This is a genomic window from Pseudoduganella ginsengisoli (genome assembly GCF_009720865.1).
Taxonomy (GTDB): domain Bacteria; phylum Pseudomonadota; class Gammaproteobacteria; order Burkholderiales; family Burkholderiaceae_D; genus Rugamonas; species Rugamonas ginsengisoli.
In genome coordinates this window covers 655,608-676,675 of record NZ_WNLA01000001.1, presented here as the reverse complement: position 1 = coordinate 676,675, position 21,068 = coordinate 655,608, and the positions used below count along the sequence as shown (strand labels likewise).

Annotated in this window: 19 protein-coding genes; 5 read left to right on the top strand and 14 right to left on the bottom strand. The window is 61.5% G+C overall.

Features of this window, described 5'->3' with window-relative positions:
• Nucleotides 1-19 precede the first annotated feature (19 nt).
• The 11 genes from GM668_RS02895 to GM668_RS02845 form a co-directional block, all read right to left on the bottom strand.
• Entirely contained in the window at nucleotides 20-544 is a 525-nt protein-coding gene (locus tag GM668_RS02895) for a type II secretion system protein (protein WP_155437389.1), read from the bottom strand.
• The gene (locus GM668_RS02890; protein WP_155437388.1) at nucleotides 544-915 is read right to left on the bottom strand and encodes a type II secretion system protein; all 372 of its coding nucleotides are present in this window, start codon (nucleotides 913-915) and stop codon (nucleotides 544-546) included. The genes GM668_RS02895 and GM668_RS02890 overlap by 1 nt, the downstream gene beginning before the upstream one ends.
• A 5-nt stretch (nucleotides 916-920) precedes the next feature.
• Entirely contained in the window at nucleotides 921-1,403 is a 483-nt protein-coding gene (locus GM668_RS02885) for a type II secretion system protein (RefSeq protein ID WP_155437387.1), read from the bottom strand.
• Nucleotides 1,403-3,319 (bottom strand): secretin GspD/PilQ domain-containing protein, encoded by a 1,917-nt coding sequence (locus tag GM668_RS02880; RefSeq protein ID WP_229498862.1) that lies wholly within the window; start codon nucleotides 3,317-3,319, stop codon nucleotides 1,403-1,405. Before GM668_RS02880 ends, GM668_RS02885 begins: the two co-directional genes overlap by 1 nt.
• Complete coding sequence (locus GM668_RS02875; RefSeq protein WP_155437386.1) at nucleotides 3,316-3,852, bottom strand: hypothetical protein; 537 nt, start codon at nucleotides 3,850-3,852, stop codon at nucleotides 3,316-3,318. The genes GM668_RS02880 and GM668_RS02875 overlap by 4 nt, the downstream gene beginning before the upstream one ends.
• A complete protein-coding gene (locus GM668_RS02870) occupies nucleotides 3,849-4,406 on the bottom strand; it encodes a hypothetical protein (protein WP_155437385.1) in 558 nt (185 codons plus the stop codon). Before GM668_RS02870 ends, GM668_RS02875 begins: the two co-directional genes overlap by 4 nt.
• Complete coding sequence (locus tag GM668_RS02865) at nucleotides 4,394-4,984, bottom strand: hypothetical protein (RefSeq protein ID WP_155437384.1); 591 nt, start codon at nucleotides 4,982-4,984, stop codon at nucleotides 4,394-4,396. The genes GM668_RS02870 and GM668_RS02865 overlap by 13 nt, the downstream gene beginning before the upstream one ends.
• Nucleotides 4,975-5,853, bottom strand: a complete 879-nt coding sequence (locus GM668_RS02860) for a hypothetical protein (protein WP_155437383.1) — start codon at nucleotides 5,851-5,853, stop codon at nucleotides 4,975-4,977. Before GM668_RS02860 ends, GM668_RS02865 begins: the two co-directional genes overlap by 10 nt.
• A complete protein-coding gene (locus tag GM668_RS02855) occupies nucleotides 5,840-7,525 on the bottom strand; it encodes a GspE/PulE family protein (protein ID WP_155437382.1) in 1,686 nt (561 codons plus the stop codon). The genes GM668_RS02860 and GM668_RS02855 overlap by 14 nt, the downstream gene beginning before the upstream one ends.
• Complete coding sequence (locus tag GM668_RS02850) at nucleotides 7,525-8,745, bottom strand: type II secretion system F family protein (RefSeq protein WP_229498860.1); 1,221 nt, start codon at nucleotides 8,743-8,745, stop codon at nucleotides 7,525-7,527. Before GM668_RS02850 ends, GM668_RS02855 begins: the two co-directional genes overlap by 1 nt.
• 124 nt (nucleotides 8,746-8,869) lie before the next feature.
• Nucleotides 8,870-11,401: a M4 family metallopeptidase gene (locus tag GM668_RS02845; protein WP_155437381.1), complete on the bottom strand. Its 2,532-nt coding sequence runs from the start codon at nucleotides 11,399-11,401 to the stop codon at nucleotides 8,870-8,872.
• Between the two features lie 714 nt (nucleotides 11,402-12,115).
• Here GM668_RS02845 and GM668_RS02840 point away from each other — a divergent pair.
• The gene (locus GM668_RS02840; protein ID WP_155437380.1) at nucleotides 12,116-12,781 is read left to right on the top strand and encodes an ACT domain-containing protein; all 666 of its coding nucleotides are present in this window, start codon (nucleotides 12,116-12,118) and stop codon (nucleotides 12,779-12,781) included.
• A gap of 11 nt (nucleotides 12,782-12,792) precedes the next feature.
• The gene (locus GM668_RS02835; RefSeq protein ID WP_371868617.1) at nucleotides 12,793-13,464 is read left to right on the top strand and encodes a DUF6445 family protein; all 672 of its coding nucleotides are present in this window, start codon (nucleotides 12,793-12,795) and stop codon (nucleotides 13,462-13,464) included.
• Between the two features lie 45 nt (nucleotides 13,465-13,509).
• On the opposite strand, the gene argH is transcribed toward GM668_RS02835, so the two are convergent.
• Nucleotides 13,510-14,907 (bottom strand): argininosuccinate lyase, encoded by a 1,398-nt coding sequence (argH, locus tag GM668_RS02830; RefSeq protein WP_155437379.1) that lies wholly within the window; start codon nucleotides 14,905-14,907, stop codon nucleotides 13,510-13,512.
• A 142-nt stretch (nucleotides 14,908-15,049) separates the two neighbouring features.
• Between argH and GM668_RS02825 the strand changes: the two genes are divergently transcribed.
• Nucleotides 15,050-15,481, top strand: coding sequence for a GNAT family N-acetyltransferase (locus GM668_RS02825; protein WP_155437378.1), 432 nt, complete (start codon nucleotides 15,050-15,052; stop codon nucleotides 15,479-15,481).
• A 152-nt stretch (nucleotides 15,482-15,633) separates the two neighbouring features.
• Here GM668_RS02825 and GM668_RS02820 read toward each other — a convergent pair whose 3' ends face one another.
• Nucleotides 15,634-17,019: a YfcC family protein gene (locus tag GM668_RS02820; protein WP_155437377.1), complete on the bottom strand. Its 1,386-nt coding sequence runs from the start codon at nucleotides 17,017-17,019 to the stop codon at nucleotides 15,634-15,636.
• A 7-nt stretch (nucleotides 17,020-17,026) separates the two neighbouring features.
• A complete protein-coding gene (locus tag GM668_RS02815; protein WP_155437768.1) occupies nucleotides 17,027-18,142 on the bottom strand; it encodes a succinylglutamate desuccinylase/aspartoacylase family protein in 1,116 nt (371 codons plus the stop codon).
• Between the two features lie 233 nt (nucleotides 18,143-18,375).
• Here GM668_RS02815 and GM668_RS02810 point away from each other — a divergent pair, with 233 nt between their 5' ends.
• On the top strand, nucleotides 18,376-19,581 hold the full coding sequence (locus GM668_RS02810; RefSeq protein WP_155437376.1) for a cyanophycinase: 1,206 nt from the start codon (nucleotides 18,376-18,378) through the stop codon (nucleotides 19,579-19,581).
• A gap of 65 nt (nucleotides 19,582-19,646) precedes the next feature.
• Complete coding sequence (locus GM668_RS02805; protein WP_155437375.1) at nucleotides 19,647-21,068, top strand: IgA Peptidase M64; 1,422 nt, start codon at nucleotides 19,647-19,649, stop codon at nucleotides 21,066-21,068.

Here is a 21,068-nt window from a genome sequence, read left to right as displayed (position 1 = left end):
AGGAAAGCGGCACAGCGTGTCAGCCGCCCGTCATCTGGTTGCGCACCGTGCCTGGCTGCGGTGCTGCCTGCGGCCCCGTGTACATGTCGGAAGGATAGGTGAATACCCAGTCCGCATAGCGGCCCTTGCCATTAAAGACCCGGTCATCGTCGAGGAAATTGCCTTGTTTGATCGGGGCCTGTTCAGAAAGTGAATGGATGCCGACGATGCGCCCCTGCTGCCGCACCAGTCCCCATTCCGCCTTGCCAGTCATCGGGTCCGCATACAGCCGCCGCAAATGGCGCTTCGCACCGGGGAAGCGGGGATCTTGCAGCAATTCTTCCAAGGTCAGCGGATATTGGGCCATGCCGCCCGCGCCTTGCGCTTGAAGGTAGCGCCCCAGCGCCTGGCGGAATTCATGGCCAATGAACAGCAATTGCGCCTCCTTGTCACGCCGTACGGACGTTGCATACAGTTCGCCGCCGATGGCCAGCGCAGTACCCATCAGCGCAACCAGCATCAAGCTCCAGATATAGGCAAAGCCGCTGGCGTGACGTTTCTTCATCACAGCTGGTTGTAGGGCGTGCCGTCGTGCGTCTTGCCTTGCGCGCCGCTGCGCACGTCGGCGATGCCGGACATGCCTGCCGCTTGCGGACTGACGGCCTGCCACGTCTTGTCGGAATCCGTCATCGGATCCAGCGGCACGGCGCGGAAATATTGGTTCGTCACGAGGTCGGACAAGGCTGACGGATATTCACCCTTGTCCGCGTAATACTTGTCGATACCGATCCGCAGCACGCGCAAGTTTTCCTTCAGCGCGGCTTCTTTCGACTTGTCGACGGAACCGAAGTAGCGGGGCAGGGCTACCGTCAGCAACAGGGAAATGATGGCCAGCACCACCAGCAATTCAATCAACGTGAAGCCGCGCTGTTTCATTGAGATCACCATGCCTTGAGGGGAACGCCATTCAGCCCGGTCAGGTCCGAGCGGCTGGCCACGTCAAATACGTCGGCGCCTTCCATCGGGTTATCGGGGGACGATGAGTAGGCGCGCTTGGCCCACGTATCGGCAGGCGCCGCGATGGATGGCGGCGCAAACGGGTCGCGGGGAATGCGGCGCAGGAAATACATGGAACGTTTTTGCGGGTGGCGCTGGTCCGGTACGCCTTCCGCCAATTCTTCCAGCATTTTCGGAAATCCCGAGTCGCCCAGGCTCAGTTTGATGCTGCCATTGTCGGACGCCCGCTTATACGCATCGATGGCTTCGCGGATCTGTTGCAAGGCCAGGCGCAATTCCCGCTCCTTGTCGCGCTGGATGGCCACCTGCGCCATCGGGACGGCGACCGTCGCCAGCACGCCCATGATGGCCAGCGTGACGATCAGTTCAATAAACGTGAAGCCGCGTGCGCGGCGCAACACCGCCATCACTGCACCTTTTTCGGTCCCGGCCCCGCATTGGCGGGTTTATCGGCAGGGAGGGATTGCGGAGACGGCGTACTGTCATTCCCACCCTGCACCGGCGGCTGCGTGAACGGTGGCGGTTCAGCCGCAGGCGCCACGCCCAGGTCAGGGCCGGCAACGGATGCGCGCGCGCCTATCGCCCCCTCCGTACCGGACAGGAATTCCGCTTCGTTCAAATCAGGACGGCGCACGGTGCGCAGCAGGCGCGGCGTGATCGACAATACAATTTCACTGCGCGATACGTCATCCTTTTGCGTGCCAAACAAACGGTTCAGGATCGGCAAGTCACCCACGCCGGGCACCTTGCTGCCCACCTTGCGGTCTTCATCATTGATCAATCCCGCCAGCACTTGCGTCTCGCCATCGCGCAGGCGCAGCACCGTGGACGCGCTGCGGGTGCCGATCTGGTATGCCTGCGTGCCGGATTTGCTGGTGACTTCCTTCACCACGTTCGACACTTCCAGGTTGATCTTGATGGCCACTTCATCATCGAGGTGCACGTTGGGTTCCACGTCCAGCTTCAGCCCCACGTCCACGTAGTTGACGCTGTCCGAACTGACGCCGTTGTTCGTGGTGACCGTGATGACAGGAACGCGGTCGCCAATCAAAATCTTGGCCTTGTCTTTGTTGCGCACGCGGATGCGGGGATTGGCGAGGAGGTTATTGTCCGTGTCTGTGGCGCCGGCATTGATGGTGGTGCTGCCCAGCCCCAGGTTGATATTGCCGCTGTTGATGCGCTTTAAATCCCTCACTTTCAGCTGGGGAGTGCTGGTGCTTGTTCCGCTGGCGCCCGCCAGGCTCAAAGTTGCCTGTTCCGGCCAGTGAATCCCCAATTCCTGCAGGCGCGAACGTTTCACTTCCAGCACTTCCACTTCCAGCATGACTTCCGGATCCGCCAGGTCTTGCACGGCAATGATGCGTTCAGCCATGCGCACCATGTCGGGCGTATCGCGCATGATGATGGTGCCGAGACGTTCATCGGTGACGATGTCGCGTGCTTTCAGCAGGGTTTTCAGCGTCGATGCGACTTGCTTGGCTTCCGCATTGGCGAGGAAGAACGTGCGCACCATCAGCTGCTGGTAATCCTTCACCTTTTGCGGAGTGTTGGGGAAAATCGTGATTGAACGTTCGCCTGTCACGGCTTGTTCCAGTCCGGTGGACGACAGCAGCATGGCAATGGCTTCTTCAATGCTGGCGTCGCGCACGGAAATCGTGGCGCGCAGGTTGGGATCGACTTCGCGGTCGAAGGCGAAGTTCAGGCCGGAGACCTTGCCGATGAAGTCAAATACGGAGCGGATCGGCGCATCACGGAATTGCAGGGTCACGGGTTTGCGGAATGCAGCGGACAGCCTGCCAGTACCTTTCTGCGCCTGGGCATCGGCAATGCGGGCTTTCAGGCGCAGCGCGTCGCGCTGCCCGGGCTTTTCCTGCAGCACGGGGCGCAGCATGTCCAGCGCTGCGGCCGTATCGCCCCGCTGGAACTGGTTTTCCGCCTCCAGCACGATGGCGCGGTGGCGGCGTTCCTGCGTCAGCGCCGCCAATCCCTGCTGCGCCACCATGTTGTTCTGGTCAACGCCCAACGCCTGGCGGTACAGCGCTTCCGCTTCCGCGTCATTGCCCTGCTCGCGCTGCGCTTGTGCGCGGCTGATGTAGCCATTGGCCAGTGCCGCTTTGCGGTTCATCAGCGCAAGACGGAACTGCACATTGTTCGGGTCTTCACGCAGCGCCTGTTCCAGCTTGGCCATGCCCTGTTCGACCTGGCCAGCATCGAGCAGTGCGTTACCTTCCCTGAAACTGGGGTTGCCGGCGCAGGCAGCCAGCAGCACGGCCATGGAGGCTGCCACGCCCAGGCGTTGCAGCATGTCTTTCGGATGATTCAATTGGCTTCCCCTGTGGCGTGTGTGAGAGCAAGTGTCATGGACTGGTTGCGGGGCAGGTACGTAAAGGACAGCGCGCTGTCTTGCGCGGCATCGAGACGGTAGCTCCCCGCGATGGTGTCGCCGACCCGGGCAACGATGTCTTGTCCATCCGCTTGCAGCAGATACGTGGTTTGTCCGCCTTCGCGGTAGCTGCCGAGGAAGGTGAACGGCAGCGCCGGCTCGCCCGCTACGGCTTGCGCGGGAGCGGCTTGCTGCGCTTCGGCCCTTGCTGCGGCAGGCTTTAGTGGCGCTGGCTGAGCCGGCTGCGCTTCTGCGCTGCCGCCAAACAGGTTGCCGCCATCTTCGCCTTCGATACGGCGCTGGATTTGCAGTTCAGCGGGGATCGATGGCGCTTGCACGGCCACCGGCAAAACGGTTTCTGCAGGCGGCGCAACGCGCGGCGTGGCTGCGGCTGCCGGCACCACGTCATCGTCGGGGGCAAACCACGCCAGCGCCACAGTGGCGGCGCCTGCGGCAATAATCCATTTCCTCATGGCTGGCTCCTCACCAGCAAGATGAACTGGATGCGTGCTTCGACCATGGTGGAATCTGACCGTTCGCGCTTGAAGGCGACGCTGTCCAGGGTTAGCGCCGGCATGGCTTGCAGCGCCTCCAGCATGAATGCCTGCACGGCGGCGTAATCCGCTTTGACGGGTAAATTGATCTGGTAGCGCATGAAGCCGGCGCGGGGTTCCGCCTGTGGTTTGTATTCCGCCTTGGCCAGCGGCACATGGTGCTGGTCCGCGATTTTCACGAGGGTTTGCAATTGCTCGGGGATGGCGGCATACGCGGGCAGGTGGCGGTAAAACGCGGCCAGGCCATCGGCGGCTGTGGGCGGTGCTGCCACCGGCTGCGCAGCCGTGCGCGTGGCGGCAGCCAGGTGCGCTTGCAGTGTGGGCAGTTGCTGCGTCAGCACTTGTGTATGCCACAGCATGGACAGTGCGCAGGCCAGCGCCGTCACTCCAGCGGCAGCCGGCGCACCCAGGCGGCGTGCTGCACGGCGCGCTTCCCATTTTGCGCGGGGGGCGAGGGATGTCACTGCCGCCATTGCGCCTCCAGCTGGAACCGGTAAGGGCGGGCTTCACCGTTGCCTGCCATTTCATGCTTGACCAGGTAGACGGAGCGGAACAGCGGCTGCTGGCTGAGGAAAGCCAGGTAATTCAGCATGTCTTGCGCCGTCTCCGCTTCAGCGGCGATTTTCAGGCTGCCGGCGGGACCATGCGGCGCCGGCGCTGCCTTGGCCGCGGCGGGTTCAGTGTTGTCTTGCGATGGCTGGCCATTCAAGTCCACCCCCAGCAGCGCCACGTGCATGTCGGCCGGCGCTTGCAGGGTTTTCAACAGGCGGGGTACAGGCAAGTTCAATTGCCGGATTGCCTCGGCCACCACTTTGACTTGCTGTTCCTGTTCCTTTTGCATGGCAGGCGGCAGTGCTGCAGGCGCCGCACGGCGTGGCTGCACTGCCGCAATGCGCGCCTGCAGCGCTTGCACTTCGCCATGGACGCGCAGCCAGTGCGCACCGGCTGGCAGCAGCGCCACGATGCCGAGCGCCATCAGCGCCAGGCGCCAACCGCCTTGCGGCGCCGGCGCGGGCGTAAAGGACAGGCGGTGTTCTTGTATCAGGCGCATAAAGCCTCCTGGGCCTTGGCTGAAACCAGCGCCGATGCCGGACCGAATGGCGACTCCACCAGCTGGAACAGGGGCGCCAGCGCATGGCGCGCAGGCGGCTGGCACGTCAGGTCGATCACGGCAACCGTGGTGATACTTTCCAGTTCAGGCAGGCGCAATGCCCAGCGCTGCCACGCCTGGCCCAGCTCCACGTGCCATGCGGGCCCGCATGGCTGGGAGCAGATGGCGGCAAGGCGGCCGTGCGCCATGGTGGCCATGGTCAGCTTGCCCGGTTCCACGATGGCGAATGCCGCGAAGCCGGTCTGCATGCGGCTGGCCGTGCCGATGATGGGTTCAATGGCGCCGCACCGTTTGCCCAGGTCTGTGCGCAGCGCCTGCAGCAAGTCGGCATCGATGCCGCATGCGGCGCGCGGCTGGCCATATGGTGCGTCATCGCTGGCGATGTTCCAGCCACGGGCCGCGTCGCCGTACACTGCCGACAACTGCATTTGCAGGAAGCGCGTGGCCGCAGGTTCGGCCAGCAGCGCATCGCTCCACGGCGCCATGACGGACTGGCACCAGCGGCCGGAAAGGCTGATGGACAGCGGCGCCTGGGCAGTGAGCGCGGCCAATATGATTTGAGCGGCGCGCTCTTCGGATCCCGACAGTATCTCGCCGGGATGCTCCATTAATCCCCGCAGCGTCGCCAGCGGCGCTTCCCAATGGCCGCCCGGGTTGGCGACAGGCAGCGTGACGGCCCCTGTAACACGGCCGCCATCGGCGGCAGCGATCACCACGTGTTGCGGCGCCAGGTAGATGCGCAAGCTGCGCCGGGTAACAGGCGGCAGCAGGGCGCGCAATGCAGCCGTCAAACGTTCAGTGAGTGACACGGTTCAGCTCCATCAACGTGGATTCGCCATGGCGCACCAGGTCCAGCGCCGCATCGCGCGCCAGCCGGAAGCCCATGCGGGCCGCTTCTTCTTTCATGCGGCTGACAGGGGCGCGCGTGCAAATCATTTCGCGCATGGCGTCATTCAAGACCAGTACTTCCGCAATGGCTTTGCGGCCTTTATAGCCGGCGCCGCGGCAGTGGCCGCAGCCTTTGCCGGCGCGGAAACGCCAGCCCCGCACCTGTTCCAGCGTCAAGCCGCTGTCGGCCAGCTCTTGCCGATCCGGCGCCACATCGGCGGCGCAATGTTCGCAATTGACGCGCATCAGGCGCTGCGCCACGATGCCGTTCAAGGCTGCGGCAAAACTGTACGCATCGACACCCATGTGCAGGAAGCGGCCCACGACGTCAAATACGTTGTTGGCGTGCACGGTGGTGAACACCAGGTGGCCGGTCAGCGACGCTTGTACGGAAATTTGCGCGGTTTCGTCATCGCGGATCTCACCGATCAAAATCTTGTCGGGATCGTGGCGCAGGATCGAGCGCAGCCCACGGGCAAACGTCAGTCCTTTCTTTTCATTGACGGGGATTTGCAATACGCGGGGCAGCCGGTATTCGACCGGGTCTTCGATGGTGATGACTTTGTCGCGGCCTGTGTTTATTTCCGTCAGCGCCGCATACAGGGTGGTAGTTTTGCCGGAGCCAGTAGGGCCCGTGACCAGCAGCATGCCGTGCGGACGTGCCGCCAGGCGGCGCACCTGCTCGATCGCATCGGCGTTCAAGCCCAGGCTTTCCAGTGTCAGTGCATTGGCGGCAGCCGTCAGCGCGCGGCGGTCCAGCAGGCGCAGTACCGCGTCTTCGCCAAAGATGTTCGGCATGATGGATACGCGGAAGTCGATTTCACTGCCTTTGATGCGGACCTTGAAGCGGCCATCCTGCGGCACGCGGCGTTCGGCAATATCGAGGTCGGCCAGCACTTTGATGCGGGACACCACCTGTTCAGCCATATGCAAGCCCTGCACCTGGCCCGCCTGTATCAGCACACCGTCGACGCGGTATTTGATGACGAGGCTATTGACGTCGCATTCAAGGTGGATATCGCTGGCCTGGAATTTCAGCGCATCGTAAATCGTCGAATTGACCAGCTTGACGACGGGGCTGCTGTCGCCGCTGATGCCGATCAGCGAGATGTCGACAATGGCCTGGTCCAGGTCCGCCGTTTCACCATCGCCGTCTTCCGCATCCTGCATCATGTCGCGCATCGCTTGCTGCGCGCTTTCCTGCTGGGACAGATACGCCGCCAAATCATCCGTGTGCGCCAGCGCCACCGTGAACGCCACGCCGGTGGCATATTGCGCCCATTGCTGTATATCGTCGGCAAACGGATCGGCAATCACCAGCGTCGGCACATCGCCTGCCATCAGCACGCAGCCGCGCTGCGCGCAATCCGTATAGGGCAGCAAGCCATATGCCGGCTGGGCCGCCTGCAGCATGGCCATGGTCCACGCCGGATAGCAAAACAGGGCGGCCAGCTGCTGCGTGAAATCGTCCGGCGCCAGGTTGGCCATTTCTTCCAGTACGGCCAGTTGCGGACGGCCTTGCGCCAGCGCGGCGGCAGAAGCCTGTCTTAGCAGTGCTGTGGTCAGGGAAGGCAGGGGTGCGCGTGCATTCATCAGCTCAAACTCCCGGCAAGTTCAAAGATCGGCATATACATCAGCACCACGACGCCGCCAATGACGACGCCGATGACCGTCATCAGCATCGGTTCCAGCAGGCGCGACGCCCAGTCCACCCAGCGGGCGAATTCTTCATCGTGGAAGCGCGCCGAGCGCTCCAGCATGTCGGACAGGCGGCCCGTGTTTTCCCCCACTTTCAACAGCGATTGCGCGACCGGCGTGGCCAGGCCGTGCTGGTCCAGCGCCGTGGAAAATGGCAAACCTTCGCCGACTGCGCGGCGCACTTCCGCCAACTGGCGCTGCTGCGCGGGCATCAGCATGCCGCTGACCATGGCCAGCGCCTTCGACAGTGGAATGCCCGCGTGCAGCAGCAGCGACAGCGCGCGATAAAAGCGCGCCAGCCGGAATTCCGCCGCCCTGGCGGCCAGCACGGGCAGGCGCAGCAAATAGAGAACCACTTGCGCGCGGATCGCGGCATTGGCGGCGCAGGCGACAGCGCCTGCCACCACGGCAGCCAATACGCCCGCGCACAGCCATGGGTGGGCCGCCAGCGACCGGCCAAAGCCCAGCAGCATTTGCGACATCCACGGGATATCACGGCCGGAACTTTCATACACGGCGCTGAATTTCGGGACCACGTAGCCCAGCAAGAACAGCGTCACCAGCGTGCCGACCGCCAGCAGCATCACGGGATAGATCGCGGCGGAAATCAGCTTTTTACGGATGGCGTCGAATTGCAGCTGGTACGCGACATAGCGCGCCAGCGCTTCCGGCAAGTTACCGGAGCGCTCCGCCGCATGCACGGTGGAGACGTAGAGTTCGGGGAAGATGGCGGGATAAGCCGCCAGCGTTTCGGAAAAACTTTGGCCCTGCGACAGCGCGCGGCGTATGTCGCCGAGAGTCGCCTTGGCGCCCGCTTTGACTTCCTTGCTGTGCAGTGTAGCCAGCGCTTCGGACAAGTTCAGGCCCGCTTCCAGCAGCGCCAGTAATTCCTGTGAAAATTGCAGCAGCGGGAAGGGTTGCGCGCGGCCGCGCAGCAGACCGCCCGATGCAGGTTCGCTTGACGCAGTAGTGGCGCCGGCGATGGCCAGCACGCGCCAGCCCTGGCGCAGCGCTGCGCGGATGGCATCGGCTTCGGAGGCGGCATCGATGGTGATGGTGCGGCGCGCCTGTGCGCCGGCGCCGCCCTGGACTTCGAGCTGGAACTGCAGGGACATCAAACGGTCACAATCTATAAAACAGTCATGCAAACAGTCATGCACCAACGGGTGTGGCGGACCGGCAGGGATGAGAAACCAGCCGGTCCGCCACTTACATCAAGCGATTATCTACATCAGATAATTACTTGGTGATCACACTGACTTTGTCGACCACGAACGAGGTCTGTGCCGACGAGTCTTCCGTCATCGAGAACGACAGCGTCACGGTCTGGCCTTTGTATGGCAGCAGGTTGAACGTGCGCATCTGGTAGCCGGTTGCCTTGTTCAGGTTCGAATAGGTAGCCAGCGTGCCCAGCGTCGTGCCAGCGCTGTTTTTCACCGTCACAGTCAGCTTGTCGTAAGCCGTCGTGGTGGTGGTTTCAGCGGTGTCGATGTGCAGTGCGAACGACAGGTCTGCTGCGGTGGCGGTCGATGGAATCACGACAGCCTGCGTCAGGGTTTCCGTCGCGGTGGTGCCGTTACCGCCCAGCCATGCGAACTTGGTGCCTTCGTAAGCAGTCTGGCCGCTGAAGGAGCCGATGACGCCGGTGGTGCCGCCCCAGCCGGTGGTGCCGGATTCGAAGCCACCGTTGGTGACGCGCTCGGTGCCGCCGCTGATGCCCACGGTCAGGGTTGCGCTGCTCGACGTTGCAGTCTTCGCTGGCGACGATGCATCGGTTACCACTGCGTAGAAGGTCGCGCCGTTGTCGGTGCTCTGCGCGGTCAGCGAGTAGGTCGACGACGTTGCGCCCGAGATGGCTGCGCCATTGCGGTACCACTGGTACGTGTATGGTGCGGTGCCACCGGTAATGCTGCCCACGCTGAACGACGCAGACTGGCCGGCAGTCACGGTGACGTTGGCCGGCTGCGTGCCGATCACGACGCCTGCTGCTTCATCCACGTCGGTGCCCACGTTGATCGCTGCGTATGCACGTTTAACGGCAGTCGCTTCTTTCGAACCTACGCCATACAGTTCTTCAGCAGCGGCGATCATCTTGGTGCGCGCGTCAGCATAGTTGGTCGACGACGTGAACTTGGTGGTCGCTGCCTTGAACCAGATGCGGTAGGCTTTGTCGTTGCCGATACCGGTCATGGCCGCTGGCTGCTTGGTCAGGTAGGCGCTGTAGTAGTCGCTGGAAGACGACGAGTTCGAGCCTTGCGACAGGAAGTAGAACATGCGGTTGTTCGGGCCGGAGCTGTAGTGCACGTTCAGGTTGCCCAGCGTCGAGCTCCATGCGTCCTTCGACGAGCCGTCTTTCGATGGCTTGTACATCCAGCGCAGTGGCTGGCCGGTTTTGGAAATCTCTTTACCCATCATCCAGTCGTTGCCGGATGGGATCACGCTGCCGGTGCCGCCGTTGCGGGCATAGGCTTCCACCATTTCGCCGTTGATGTCGGCAAACGATTCATTCAGGCCACCCGATTCGCCCGAGTAGGTCAGGTTCGACGTTGCGTCCACCACGCCGTGGCCCATTTCGTGGCCGATCACGTCGATCGAGCCCAGGCTGTAGAACGACGAGCCGTCGCCGATGTACATGCACTTGCAGTTTGGATCGAAGAAGGCGTTGTCGTAGTTGTTGTCAACGTGAACAGCGATGTAGGTCGCAGTGTTCTGGCCGTCCAGCGACTGCCAGCCCAGTACGTTCTTCAGCGAATCGTACGTGTTCATCAAGCCCCACAGCGCGTTCACTGCGGCGGTCTGGCCGTTGGCGTTGGTGGTGCTGCCGCCGGAGATGTATTGCTGGCCGTCGCCCCACACGTTGGTGCTGTTGGTGTAGATGCTGCCGGCTTGCGGGTTCGATTCTGGCGAGTGGTTGGCGTTGGTGATGGCCATGCCGCCGAAGGTGCCGCCTACGCCGCGGGTCGAGTCCAGCATCTTGTAGGTGGAGCCGGACAGCGTGGTCTGGATAGGCACGTCGCCGTTGTACTGGCTATGGCCGGTGCCAACCACGGTTTGCAGGGCTTGCCATTTGTTGATGATGGCGCCGGTTTTCGCGTTGACGACGGTGTCCTGGTATACCAGCTTGTTGCCGTCAAACATACGGGTCTTGACCATGTAGGCCAATTGGTAGTTGTCCACCACTTCTTCCAGGTCCATTGCATTCAGCTGGGACTCGGCCTTGTTGACAGCGGATGGTACGCGCACCGACTTCATCACTGGGTAGATCATCAGTTCGGCGCTTGGCTGCCAGCGGTGCGTGCCGCTTGGCGATGCGGATTTGACGGCGATGGCAATAGCCTGGTCGCTGGTCAGTTTTGGCGTCACGTCAGGCGCGCCGGCGCGGGCGGAAGCGCTGGCAGCCAAGCCTTGCGAGCCATTGGCGTTCAGGCCGGCGCGGCGGTCCGATACGGATTCGCTGATGATGTCGCCGGCATTGTTGGTGACCACAACAGATTCCGAACCGAAGATGCGCAGGCCCTGGAAGGTATGGTTAACGCGGGAAATCTTGGTGTTGTCGGCGCCTGGGTGCTGGGCGGCGACGGCGAAGCCGTGTGCCGAACCCAGTGCTGCGGCGGCCGGACGTGCGGCCAGCTTGTTGACCAGCGAGGCTTTCTCTTGTGAAGTAGCCTGGGCGATCGGGGCGGCCATCATTTGGCCTGCGGTTGCGTGGCTGGTGAACATCATTGGCAAAGCAGCGATGGATGCAGCAAGCAAAGTCTTACGTAAATTCATCTCTTCTCCATAGGTTTTTAAAAGGAATGCACTGGGTGTCACCTGGCCGCATGGTTGCGAGGCCAGCCTGGCGTCGGGCACAGCGCGGACGGATAGTCCTGCGTGGTTTGGAATTGCAAAAACGCCGGGGAGCTTCGACACTATTCCTGTCGGGATGGGCAAGTCAAAAAACTTGCTAAATGAGTCGCGCACCGAATTTTTGTTAAAAATGGGACAAAGATGCAAAGTAAATGTGAGCAAATATAGTGTTTTCGCTTAATGCCTTCTGGATAAAGTTGGCGCACGATAGGGGCAGGAAGCAGGGATTTTGTATGAAAAAAGCAACGAACTAGAAGTTATGCTCTAAATTCGTGAAGAACGCGACAGATTGCAAACTAATTCGTCGCGCTGTGGTTGCAATCCGATTATGTTGCGTCATACACTAGGCGCGGACTCAGGCATACAACTCCTGACCATACAACTAGAAGCGGCAGGCAATGACTTGACGCATACCGGGAGACCGGACCGGGAATTACAGGGACAGAATATGATGAAGACCAGCATCACCATGGGCCGTGCTTTGCGCACGAGCTTACCTAGCCCTTCATAGGGTATCGCCGCCGCCAACGAATATCAGTTCACGCCGTCACGCCGCTATCCGGCCAGCCGGCGACGTCGCGCACTTACGCCATATGCGGCGCAGGTGTGCAGGGACAGCTTTTAACTGTGCTTACTATGCTCTCGATATCTACCAAAGTTGAGCGGCTGGTCATGGAATCGCCTTTCCTTACTGAGGGACTGGGGCGTGGCCTGATCAACCTTTCTGAGCTGGCAAGGCAGCTGCAGCCGCAGCTGGAGACGGATCTGTGGAAACCGGTGGGCCAGGCCGCCGTCGTCATGGCGCTGCGCCGTGTCGCGGAACGGTTGCCACAGCACGAGACGGGGCCGCTGGCGGAATTGCAGCTGGCGCGCAAATCGGGCGAGCTCACCACGCGCACCGACCTGACGATGACCACGTATAAGTATTCTGAGAATACGTACGAATGCCATCGCCAGTTGCTGGAAATGGTGGCGCCGCAGCAGGGCGCGTTCGTCACCGTTACGCGCGGCATCAATGAAGTGATGGTCATTTGCAGCCGGCCGCTGATCAATGTGGTCGACCAGGTTTTCGTGCACGAGCGCGAACTGGCGCGGCTGGAAAGCCTCAATGCCGTCACGTTGCACTTGAATCCTGACACGCTGGATATGCCGGGCATTTACCACGGCATCCTGAAAAAGCTGGCGTGGGAAAAGATCAACCTGGTCAACATGATCTGCACGCACACGGAATTGACCGTACTGCTGGAGCAGCGCCATACGGGGGCGGCGATTTCCGTGTTGTCACGTCTGGTGGCGCATTGAAGGCGGCGCCTGTGCAGCGTACGGGCTTGCCGCGGCTGGTTTACCGCAAGCCCATGCTGGGACGTGATTTCTGGGTCAATGACGCCATCTTGCCGGATCCCGATGCGGTGTCGCGGCGCTGTTTCGCCCATGAGGAATGGGAATTCGGCGCGCCGCGCAAGCCCATGCCGTGGCCAGGCATGCGCAGTCCCGGTGCATTGCTGCCGGATGAACTGGCGGCGGTCGAAGCATGGGTCAAGAAAGTCACTGGCGCCAAGCGGCTGTGGCAAGTCACTGCGCCGGAAGGGCATCAGTTGAACCACAACTATGTGCAACTGGTGGGCGGGGCGGAATCAGGACCGCGTCCCCATACGGATTCGCGCAAATTGTGCCGTTATGCTGCTGTGATTTACTTGTCGCCGGATCCGCTGGCGTCGGCCGGCACGTCGTTTTACCGGCTGCGTTATCCGGATGGCACCTTGGGCGGCAATATCTGCAGCCCGCCACATGCGAACTTGCGCGAAGCGCTGGGCGTGACGGGGTTGCCACAGGAAGCGTGGCATGAAGAAGTCATGGTGGAAAACCGCTACAACCGCATGCTGCTGTACCGCGCGAACCTCGTGCATTCGGCCAGCGGTTATTTCGGCACGGGCCATGACGACAAGCGCATGACGGCCGTGTTTTTCTGGATGGCGGACGCGTAATTGTTGCAAATCCCGCTGGTGCCTGGCACCAACGGGAAAAGCAATTTACTCAGCCAGCTGGGAACGTACGCGGGCGATTGCTGCGCGCACCTGGTTTGGCGCCGTGCCGCCCACGTGGTCGCGGGCTGCCACGGAACCTTCCAACGTCAGTACGGCAAACACATCCTGCTCGATCAGCGGCGAGAAGGCACGCAGCTGGTCCAGCGACATGTCCGCCAGGTCGATCTTCAAGCCGTCGCAAGCGCGCACCGCATGCGCCACCGCTTCGTGCGCGTCGCGGAATGGCAAGCCTTTCTTCACCAGGTAGTCCGCCAGGTCCGTCGCCGTGGCGTAGCCCTGCAGCGCGGCCGAACGCATGGCTTCCGGCTTCACGGTGATGCCGCCCGCCATGTCGGCGAAGATGCGCAGCGTGTCGACCAGCGTGTCCACCGTGTCGAACAGCGGCTCTTTATCTTCCTGGTTATCCTTGTTGTACGCCAGTGGCTGGCCTTTCATCAGGGTCAGCAGGCCCATCAGGTGGCCATACACGCGGCCCGTCTTGCCGCGCGCCAGTTCCGGCACGTCCGGGTTTTTCTTTTGCGGCATGATCGACGAACCGGTGCAGAAGCGGTCCGCGATGTCGATGAAGCCTACGCGTGGGCTCATCCAGATGATCAATTCTTCCGACATGCGCGAAATGTGCGTCATCACCAGCGAGGCGGCCGCCGTGAATTCAATCGCGAAGTCGCGGTCCGACACGGCGTCCAGCGAGTTGTGGCACACGTCGTCGAAGCCCAGCGTCTTGGCCACGCGCACGCGGTCGATCGGGAACGTGGTGCCGGCCAAGGCAGCAGAACCCAGCGGCAGGCGGTTTACGCGCTTGCGGCAATCGGCAAAGCGCTCCGCGTCGCGGCCAAACATTTCAACATACGCCAGCATGTGGTGGCCAAACGTGATCGGCTGCGCCACTTGCATGTGGGTGAAGCCCGGCAAGATGGTGTCCGCGTGCTTTTCGGCCAGGTCCGTCAGCGCGCCGCGCAACTGCTTCAGCAGGCCGGTCACGTCGTCGATGGCGGAGCGCACGTACAGGCGGATGTCGGTCGCCACCTGGTCGTTGCGGGAGCGGCCCGTATGCAGGCGCTTGCCGGCGTCGCCAACCAGTTCCGTCAGGCGCTTTTCAATATTCAGGTGCACGTCTTCCAGGTCCAGCAGCCATTCAAACTTGCCGGATTCGATTTCCGCGCTGATCTGCGCCATGCCGCGCTGAATGTCGGCCAGGTCGGTGGCGCTGATGATGCCTTGCGCCGCCAGCATGTCGGCGTGGGCCAGCGAACCCTGGATGTCGGCCTTGGCCATGCGGTTGTCAAAAAAGACAGAAGCGGTATAGCGCTTGACGAGGTCGGAGACAGGTTCGGAGAAGCGGGCCGACCAGGCTTCGCTCTTTTTGGAAAATTGATCAGTCATGGTAAATATGTGGGTGGGCGTGCGGGTGAGGAACGATTATAGCCAAGGTTGGGCTGTCAGGCTTGGCAGCTGGCATTTTTGCACTATGCACGCAGCGCCATAAGTTGTTAATCTTGCAGTATTTTCCCGGAAGGAGTCTGCTTTGAACCCATTGGAAATCAACACCGATAAAGCACGGCTTGACGTCGCACTGATCCACCGCTTCCTCAGCGGCCAGTCGACGTGGGCCAAGGGGCTGCCGTTGTCCGTGCTGGAAAAAGCCATTGCCAATTCGTTATGCTTTGGCGGCTATGCGGACGGCGCGCAAGTGGCGTTTGCCCGCGTGGTGACGGATGGCGCCACGTTTGCCAATTTAGTCGATGTGTTTGTGCTGCCGGAATGCCGTGGCAAGGGCTATAGCAAGCAATTGATGGCGGCCATCATGGCGCACCCGGATTTGCAGGGACTGCGGCGCTTTACGCTGGCGACAGGCGATGCGCACGGCTTGTATAGCCAGTACGGCTTTACGTCGCCACAGCGGCCGCAGACCCTGATGGAGCGGTATTTCCCGGATATTTATAAGCAGGAAGCTTAAATATCACTGCCAGTTCATCAGGCATGGCGGCACCAGCAACAGCAGCGCCAGCACGGCATAAATCAGCTGCAGCGGCACCATCCATTTGGCCCACGTGATCCACGGAATAAGCGTCCATTATCCAGGACGCCCGCAGTGCTATTGTCACGCGGTTATTGCCAGTTCATCAGGCACGGCGGCACCAGCAACAGCAGCGCCAGCACGGCATAAATCAGTTGCAGCGGCACCATCCATTTGGCCCACGTGATCCACGGTATGCGGGCCAGGGCCAGCACGCCGACGGTAATGCCGGAAGTCGGGATCATCGGCGTCGTGAATTCGCCGAACTGGTAGGCGAGGATGGCCGTTTGGCGCGTCACGCCCACCAGGTCCGCCAGCGGCGCCATGATCGGCATCGTCAGCGCGGCCTGTCCCGTGCCGGAGTGGATAAAGAAATTGATGACGGTCTGGATCGCGAACATTTTATGGGCCGCGAACACCGGGCTGGATGACTGCACCAGCGGCATCAAGCCATGCAGCATGGTGTCGATGATTTGCGCATCGCGGGCGAGAATCACCGTGCCGCGCGCCAGCGCAATCACCAGCGCCGTACCCACCAGGTCTTTCGCGCCATGCATGAAGGCGCCCATGAATTCATCGGAATTGAGCCGGCCTACGACGCCGACAACGATGGTCATGGCTAGGAACAGCGCGGCAATCTGTTCGATATACCAGTCGAATTTCACCACGCCCACCACCATGCCCAGCAGCGAACCGGCAAAAATGAACAGCACCAGCTTGTGCTTGAAGGTCATGCCAGTGAAGTTGCTGAAGTCGACCGGATGTTCCTTGCGCCGGGCCAGGTCCATTTCATAGGTCGGCGACAGTTGCGGGGTGCGTTTGATGCGCGCCGCGTACCACATCATGAAGGCTATCGTCACGGCCGTCATGATGACCCACACGATCAGGCGGTAGCCCATGCCGGAAAACAGCGGCACGCCGGCAATGCCTTGCGCCACGCCGACATTGAAGGGATTGAGGAATGCCGCGCCAAAGCCGATTTGCGTGCCGAGGAAGGGCAGTGACACACCGGTCACCGTGTCATAACCCAGCGCCAGCGCCAGCGGCACGAAGATCAAAATGAACGGAATCGCTTCCTCGTTCATGCCAAATGTGGCGCCGCCCAGCGAAAACAAGGTCAGGAACACCGGAATCAAGGCCACGCGCACGAAGGCTGAGTGGTCGTGCGCCTTGGCGATCGACTTGATCATGGCGTCGATGGCGTCGGTCTTTTGCAGCACGGCGAACGCGCCGCCCGTGATCAGCACGAAGCCAATGATCAGCGCCGCTTCGACAAAGCCTTTGATGGGCGCCATCAGCAGCGCGACGATGCCCTGCGGCTTGCTGGCCACGTAATGGAACGTGGCCGGATCGATCAATTGCTTGCCATTGACCAGGTGCGTATCGTATTTGCCGCCCGGGACCAGCCACGTGGAGACAGCGATCAATGCCAGGATGGCGAAGATCAGGACGTAAGTATTCGGAAGACGGAGTTTCATGCGGTCCTTATTGCGAGAGCAGGTCGCCGGAACGGTAGGCGGACGCTCCCGCCACTTTGCCAATATTCATACCGCGCAATACGTGGCGGTGCGCGCTGCGGGCAAAGAATACGCCATCGACCGTGCAGCGGATGGTCGTGGTTTCGCCCGTGACGGGATCGATCACGTCTGCCAGCCCGTCGCCTGCCTTGACCTTGTCGCCCAGCTTGCGCGTGTAGACCAGCACACCAGGGTGCGGCGCCAGCAGCGGTTCCACCCCTTCCAGCGGCGTGGCGGCGCACAGCGGCGCCGGCAAGTCGCCCACTTCGCGGGCGATCACGCCATTGTGCGCGAGGAAGCGCAGCAAGCTGTCCGCATCCTTTTCCGCCAGGCCGTATTCCACTTCCATTTCGCCCCGCAATTCCACGGTGGTCGATACGCATGCCGGCGGAATCGGGAAATCCGGGAAATGCGCCTGCAAGTCCCACCACAGGCGGCTGCACGCTTCGTCAAATGGTTCGCCGCCCGCAGCCAGCGCCAGCAGCACGGCGTGCGCGCCCATCAAACGGGACAGCGGCTCGACAGCATCCGCCAGCGGCGTGCCGCAATATATATGCAGCACGGCTTCGTTATCGCAGTGCAAGTCCAGCACGATGTCGGCATCGATCGCCATTTCCAGCAAGGTTTTCTTCAGCGTGTCGGCATCCGTCTTCGGCTGCTGCGCCTGGACGATGGCCAGCGCCTGGCGGCGGATTTCCGCCACGTTGGCTGCCGCATCCTGGCTTAATTTGCCTTGCAGCGACGCTTTCAATTCATCGGCCACGTGTTTATACGAGCGGTTGAAATTAATGCCGGTGGTGATATCGAAGCGGCCAAATGGGGCGCCCTGGATGGCTTGCGACAGGCCGATGGGGTTGGCGGCCGGCACCAGGATGATTTCACCGTGGATTTTGCCGGCAGCGTCCAGCGCATCGAGTTCACGGCGCAGGAACTGGGCCACCAGCATGCCCGGCACTTCATCCGCGTGCAGCGCGGCCTGGATATAAATCTTTTTACCGGTTCCCGGCGTGCCGTAGTGGTAGCTGGTCAGCTGGAATGATGTGCTGCTTTGGGGCGCAGACAGCGCGTGCTTTTTCACTTGCATGGTCGGACCTGTATAGATGATTGCAATCAGGGCACTCATTATGCCGTCCCCACCATGCCCGTGGCGAGTCGTTTCGGACGGTCATGCAGGTGCTGGCGGAGGCTGCTTTGCTGTATATTTGGAAACTGTACGGCAGAATGCACGCATTTTGCCTTCTTCCTCAGCGAATGGATTGCAACATGGGCGCATTGAAGCAAGTTTTCAGTAATTTGAAGTCGAATTTGAGGTGCTGTATGGCGGGATTGGCACTGATCTGGTTATCGTTGGCGACTGCGCAGGCGGCGGATCCGCCAGAACCCAAAGGATCGCTGGTGATTATTGGCGGCGGCTTGCGTGGCGATAATGCCGATATCTGGCAGCGCATCGTCCAACTGGCAGGCGGCAAAGGCGCCCGCATTGCCGTATTCCCGTCTGCCGCCGGCGCACCGGAGCGCACGGGCCAGTCCATCATGGGTTATCTGAAGCGCTATGGCGCCGACCCGTTTCTGGTGCCGATTGCCGTGAAACTGGCCAACAGCGATTACCGCAAGGCCGCCGATGACATGACCCTGGCGGACCGCGTGCGCCGCGCCGGCGGCGTGTATTTTGCCGGTGGCGACCAGGGCCGTATTACGCAGGCGCTGGTACGCCCGGACGGCACGCGCACCGCGGCGCTGGATGCGATCTGGGACATTTACCGCCGTGGCGGCGTGATTGCCGGCACCAGCGCGGGCGCCGCCATCATGAGCAGCACCATGTTTTATGACGCGCGCCGCGTATTGGCGACCTTGCAGGAAGGCGTAGCGGACGGCAAGGATATTGCGCCGGGCCTGGGCTTTATTGGCGACGATATTTTCGTCGACCAGCACTTGCTGATCCGTGGCCGCTTTGCCCGCATGATCCCTGTGATGCTGAAGAAGGGCTATCAACTGGGCCTGGGGATCGATGAAAACAGTGCGATGGTGGTCAACAGCAAGCGCGAAGTGGAAATCGTCGGCTACAAGGGCGCGCTGCTGCTGGACTTGTCGCGCGCCACGATGGATTCCGACGCCAGCGCCTTCAATGTCAGCAATGTCTTGATCAGCTACCTGGACCGGGGCGACCGCTTCAACATCGCCACCAAGGTTTTCACGCCGGCGCCGGACAAGGCGGACGGACGCCTCGATAACACGCGCCCGGCGCGCCGCGGTCCCGTGTTCAGCAACGATATCCTCGGCAATAGCGCCGTCAGCGACTTGATGGAACGGTTGATCGACAGCGACCAGCAAGACGCGATTGGTATTGCCTCGGGCGATCCGCGCGGCACCTCGCCGGAAGTGGGCTTTGAATTCCGCTTCTCGAAGACGCTGGAAAGTGAAGGCTACCTGTCGTCCGTGTCGGACAACTATTCGATCCTGAACCTGCGCCTGGACATTCGTCCCATAGAAGTGCAACGTCCGCTGTATAAATACAAGAATTAATTCGGCGGTGGCGGAATTAGAATGTTGGCCACCTTAGCCAACATTCATGATCAGGATTCCGCCCCATGACCACCTTCTTGAAGGCCGCAATGGCCTCCGCCTTGGCAGCATGTTCTTTCGCTGCTGCCGCCTCTGCAAATCCTCCCGCTACCGTCCGCGTCGACTACCTGCACAGCGGGAATGCGCTGGCCGAACAATATGCGATCGACCGCGTCGTCATCGAGCCGCTGCCATGGGCCGGCAATTTGTCGCGCAATATTGATGACACGGACCGTGGCGTCAACAAGGTGGAAGTGGTCGATGCCAAGACGGGCGACGTGCTGTACACGCGGGGCTTTTCCACCATCTTTGGCGAGTGGCGCACGACGGATGAGGCGCAAAAGGTCACGCGCGGTTTCCAGGAATCTGTGCGCTTCCCGAAGCCGGACCGTCCGGTGCGCGTGCGCATCCTGAAGCGCGATGAGCGCAACCAGTTTTCCATCGTGTGGAGCGTGGACGTCGATACGGATGCACAGGATGTCGTGCGCAAGCAGGATCCCGCGCCCGCCAAGCCGATTCCCATCCGCGTCAATGGCGCGCCCGGCGACAAAGTGGATTTGCTGATCCTTGGCGATGGTTACACGAAGGCGGACATGCCGAAGTTCGAGCAAAGCGCGCGCAAGCTGGCCGATTACCTTTTCTCCGTATCGCCATTCAAGGAGCGTGCGAAAGACTTCAACGTATGGGGCATCGCCGTGCCGACGCAGGAATCGGGCGTGTCGCGCCCATCGACGGGCCAGTATCACGCATCCGCGCTGGGCACCCGCTACGACATCTTTGGCAGCGAGCGTTACGTGCTGACCCTGGACAACCGCGCGCTGCGTGAAATCGCCCAGCATGCGCCGTACGAATTCATTGAAATCCTCGTCAACAACGACACGTACGGCGGTGGCGGCATTTATGGCCAGTTCAGCACGGCGGCCGCCAACAGCGACTGGGCCAATTACCTGTTCGTGCACGAATTCGGCCACCACTTCGCGGGCCTGGCGGACGAGTACTACACGTCGCCGGTGGCGTATGCATCGGGTGGTGCGGACCGTCCGGAACCGTGGGAACCGAATGCCACGGCGCTGAAAGATCCGTCCAAACTGAAGTGGAAGCACTTGGTGACGCCCGGCACAGCGCTGCCGACGCCATGGCCGAAAGCCACCTACGAAGAACATTCGCGCGCCTACCAAAAGACCCGCGCCGCGCTGCGCAAGGACAACCGTCCGGAATCGGAAATGAGCGCGCTGTTCAAGGAAGACCTGGCGTATACGAATAAACTGTTTTCGACGGCGCCCAACAAGGATGCCGTGGGCGCGTTTGAGGGGGCGAATTATGAAGCGACGGGATATTACCGCCCGGCGCAGCAGTGCCTGATGTTCGACCGCAGCGAGAAGTTCTGCGCGGTGTGCAAGGAGGCGGTGAATCAGACGATTGATTTGTATTCCCGCCCAGCGAAATAA

Bases quoted from the DNA above. Each gene is read 5' to 3' on its own strand.
- GM668_RS02815 (WP_155437768.1), bottom strand. From the start codon at position 18,142: ATGCAAGTGAAAAAGCACGCGCTGTCTGCGCCCCAAAGCAGCACATCA.
- GM668_RS02895 (WP_155437389.1), bottom strand. From the start codon at position 544: ATGAAGAAACGTCACGCCAGCGGCTTTGCCTATATCTGGAGCTTGATG.
- GM668_RS02885 (WP_155437387.1), bottom strand. From the start codon at position 1,403: ATGGCGGTGTTGCGCCGCGCACGCGGCTTCACGTTTATTGAACTGATC.
- GM668_RS02855 (WP_155437382.1), bottom strand. From the start codon at position 7,525: ATGAATGCACGCGCACCCCTGCCTTCCCTGACCACAGCACTGCTAAGA.
- GM668_RS02845 (WP_155437381.1), bottom strand. From the start codon at position 11,401: ATGAATTTACGTAAGACTTTGCTTGCTGCATCCATCGCTGCTTTGCCA.
- GM668_RS02840 (WP_155437380.1), top strand. From the start codon at position 12,116: ATGCTCTCGATATCTACCAAAGTTGAGCGGCTGGTCATGGAATCGCCT.
- GM668_RS02875 (WP_155437386.1), bottom strand. From the start codon at position 3,852: ATGAGGAAATGGATTATTGCCGCAGGCGCCGCCACTGTGGCGCTGGCG.
- GM668_RS02865 (WP_155437384.1), bottom strand. From the start codon at position 4,984: ATGCGCCTGATACAAGAACACCGCCTGTCCTTTACGCCCGCGCCGGCG.
- GM668_RS02805 (WP_155437375.1), top strand. From the start codon at position 19,647: ATGACCACCTTCTTGAAGGCCGCAATGGCCTCCGCCTTGGCAGCATGT.
- GM668_RS02820 (WP_155437377.1), bottom strand. From the start codon at position 17,019: ATGAAACTCCGTCTTCCGAATACTTACGTCCTGATCTTCGCCATCCTG.
- GM668_RS02850 (WP_229498860.1), bottom strand. From the start codon at position 8,745: ATGTCCCTGCAGTTCCAGCTCGAAGTCCAGGGCGGCGCCGGCGCACAG.
- GM668_RS02870 (WP_155437385.1), bottom strand. From the start codon at position 4,406: ATGGCGGCAGTGACATCCCTCGCCCCCCGCGCAAAATGGGAAGCGCGC.
- argH (WP_155437379.1), bottom strand. From the start codon at position 14,907: ATGACTGATCAATTTTCCAAAAAGAGCGAAGCCTGGTCGGCCCGCTTC.
- GM668_RS02890 (WP_155437388.1), bottom strand. From the start codon at position 915: ATGAAACAGCGCGGCTTCACGTTGATTGAATTGCTGGTGGTGCTGGCC.
- GM668_RS02810 (WP_155437376.1), top strand. From the start codon at position 18,376: ATGGCGGGATTGGCACTGATCTGGTTATCGTTGGCGACTGCGCAGGCG.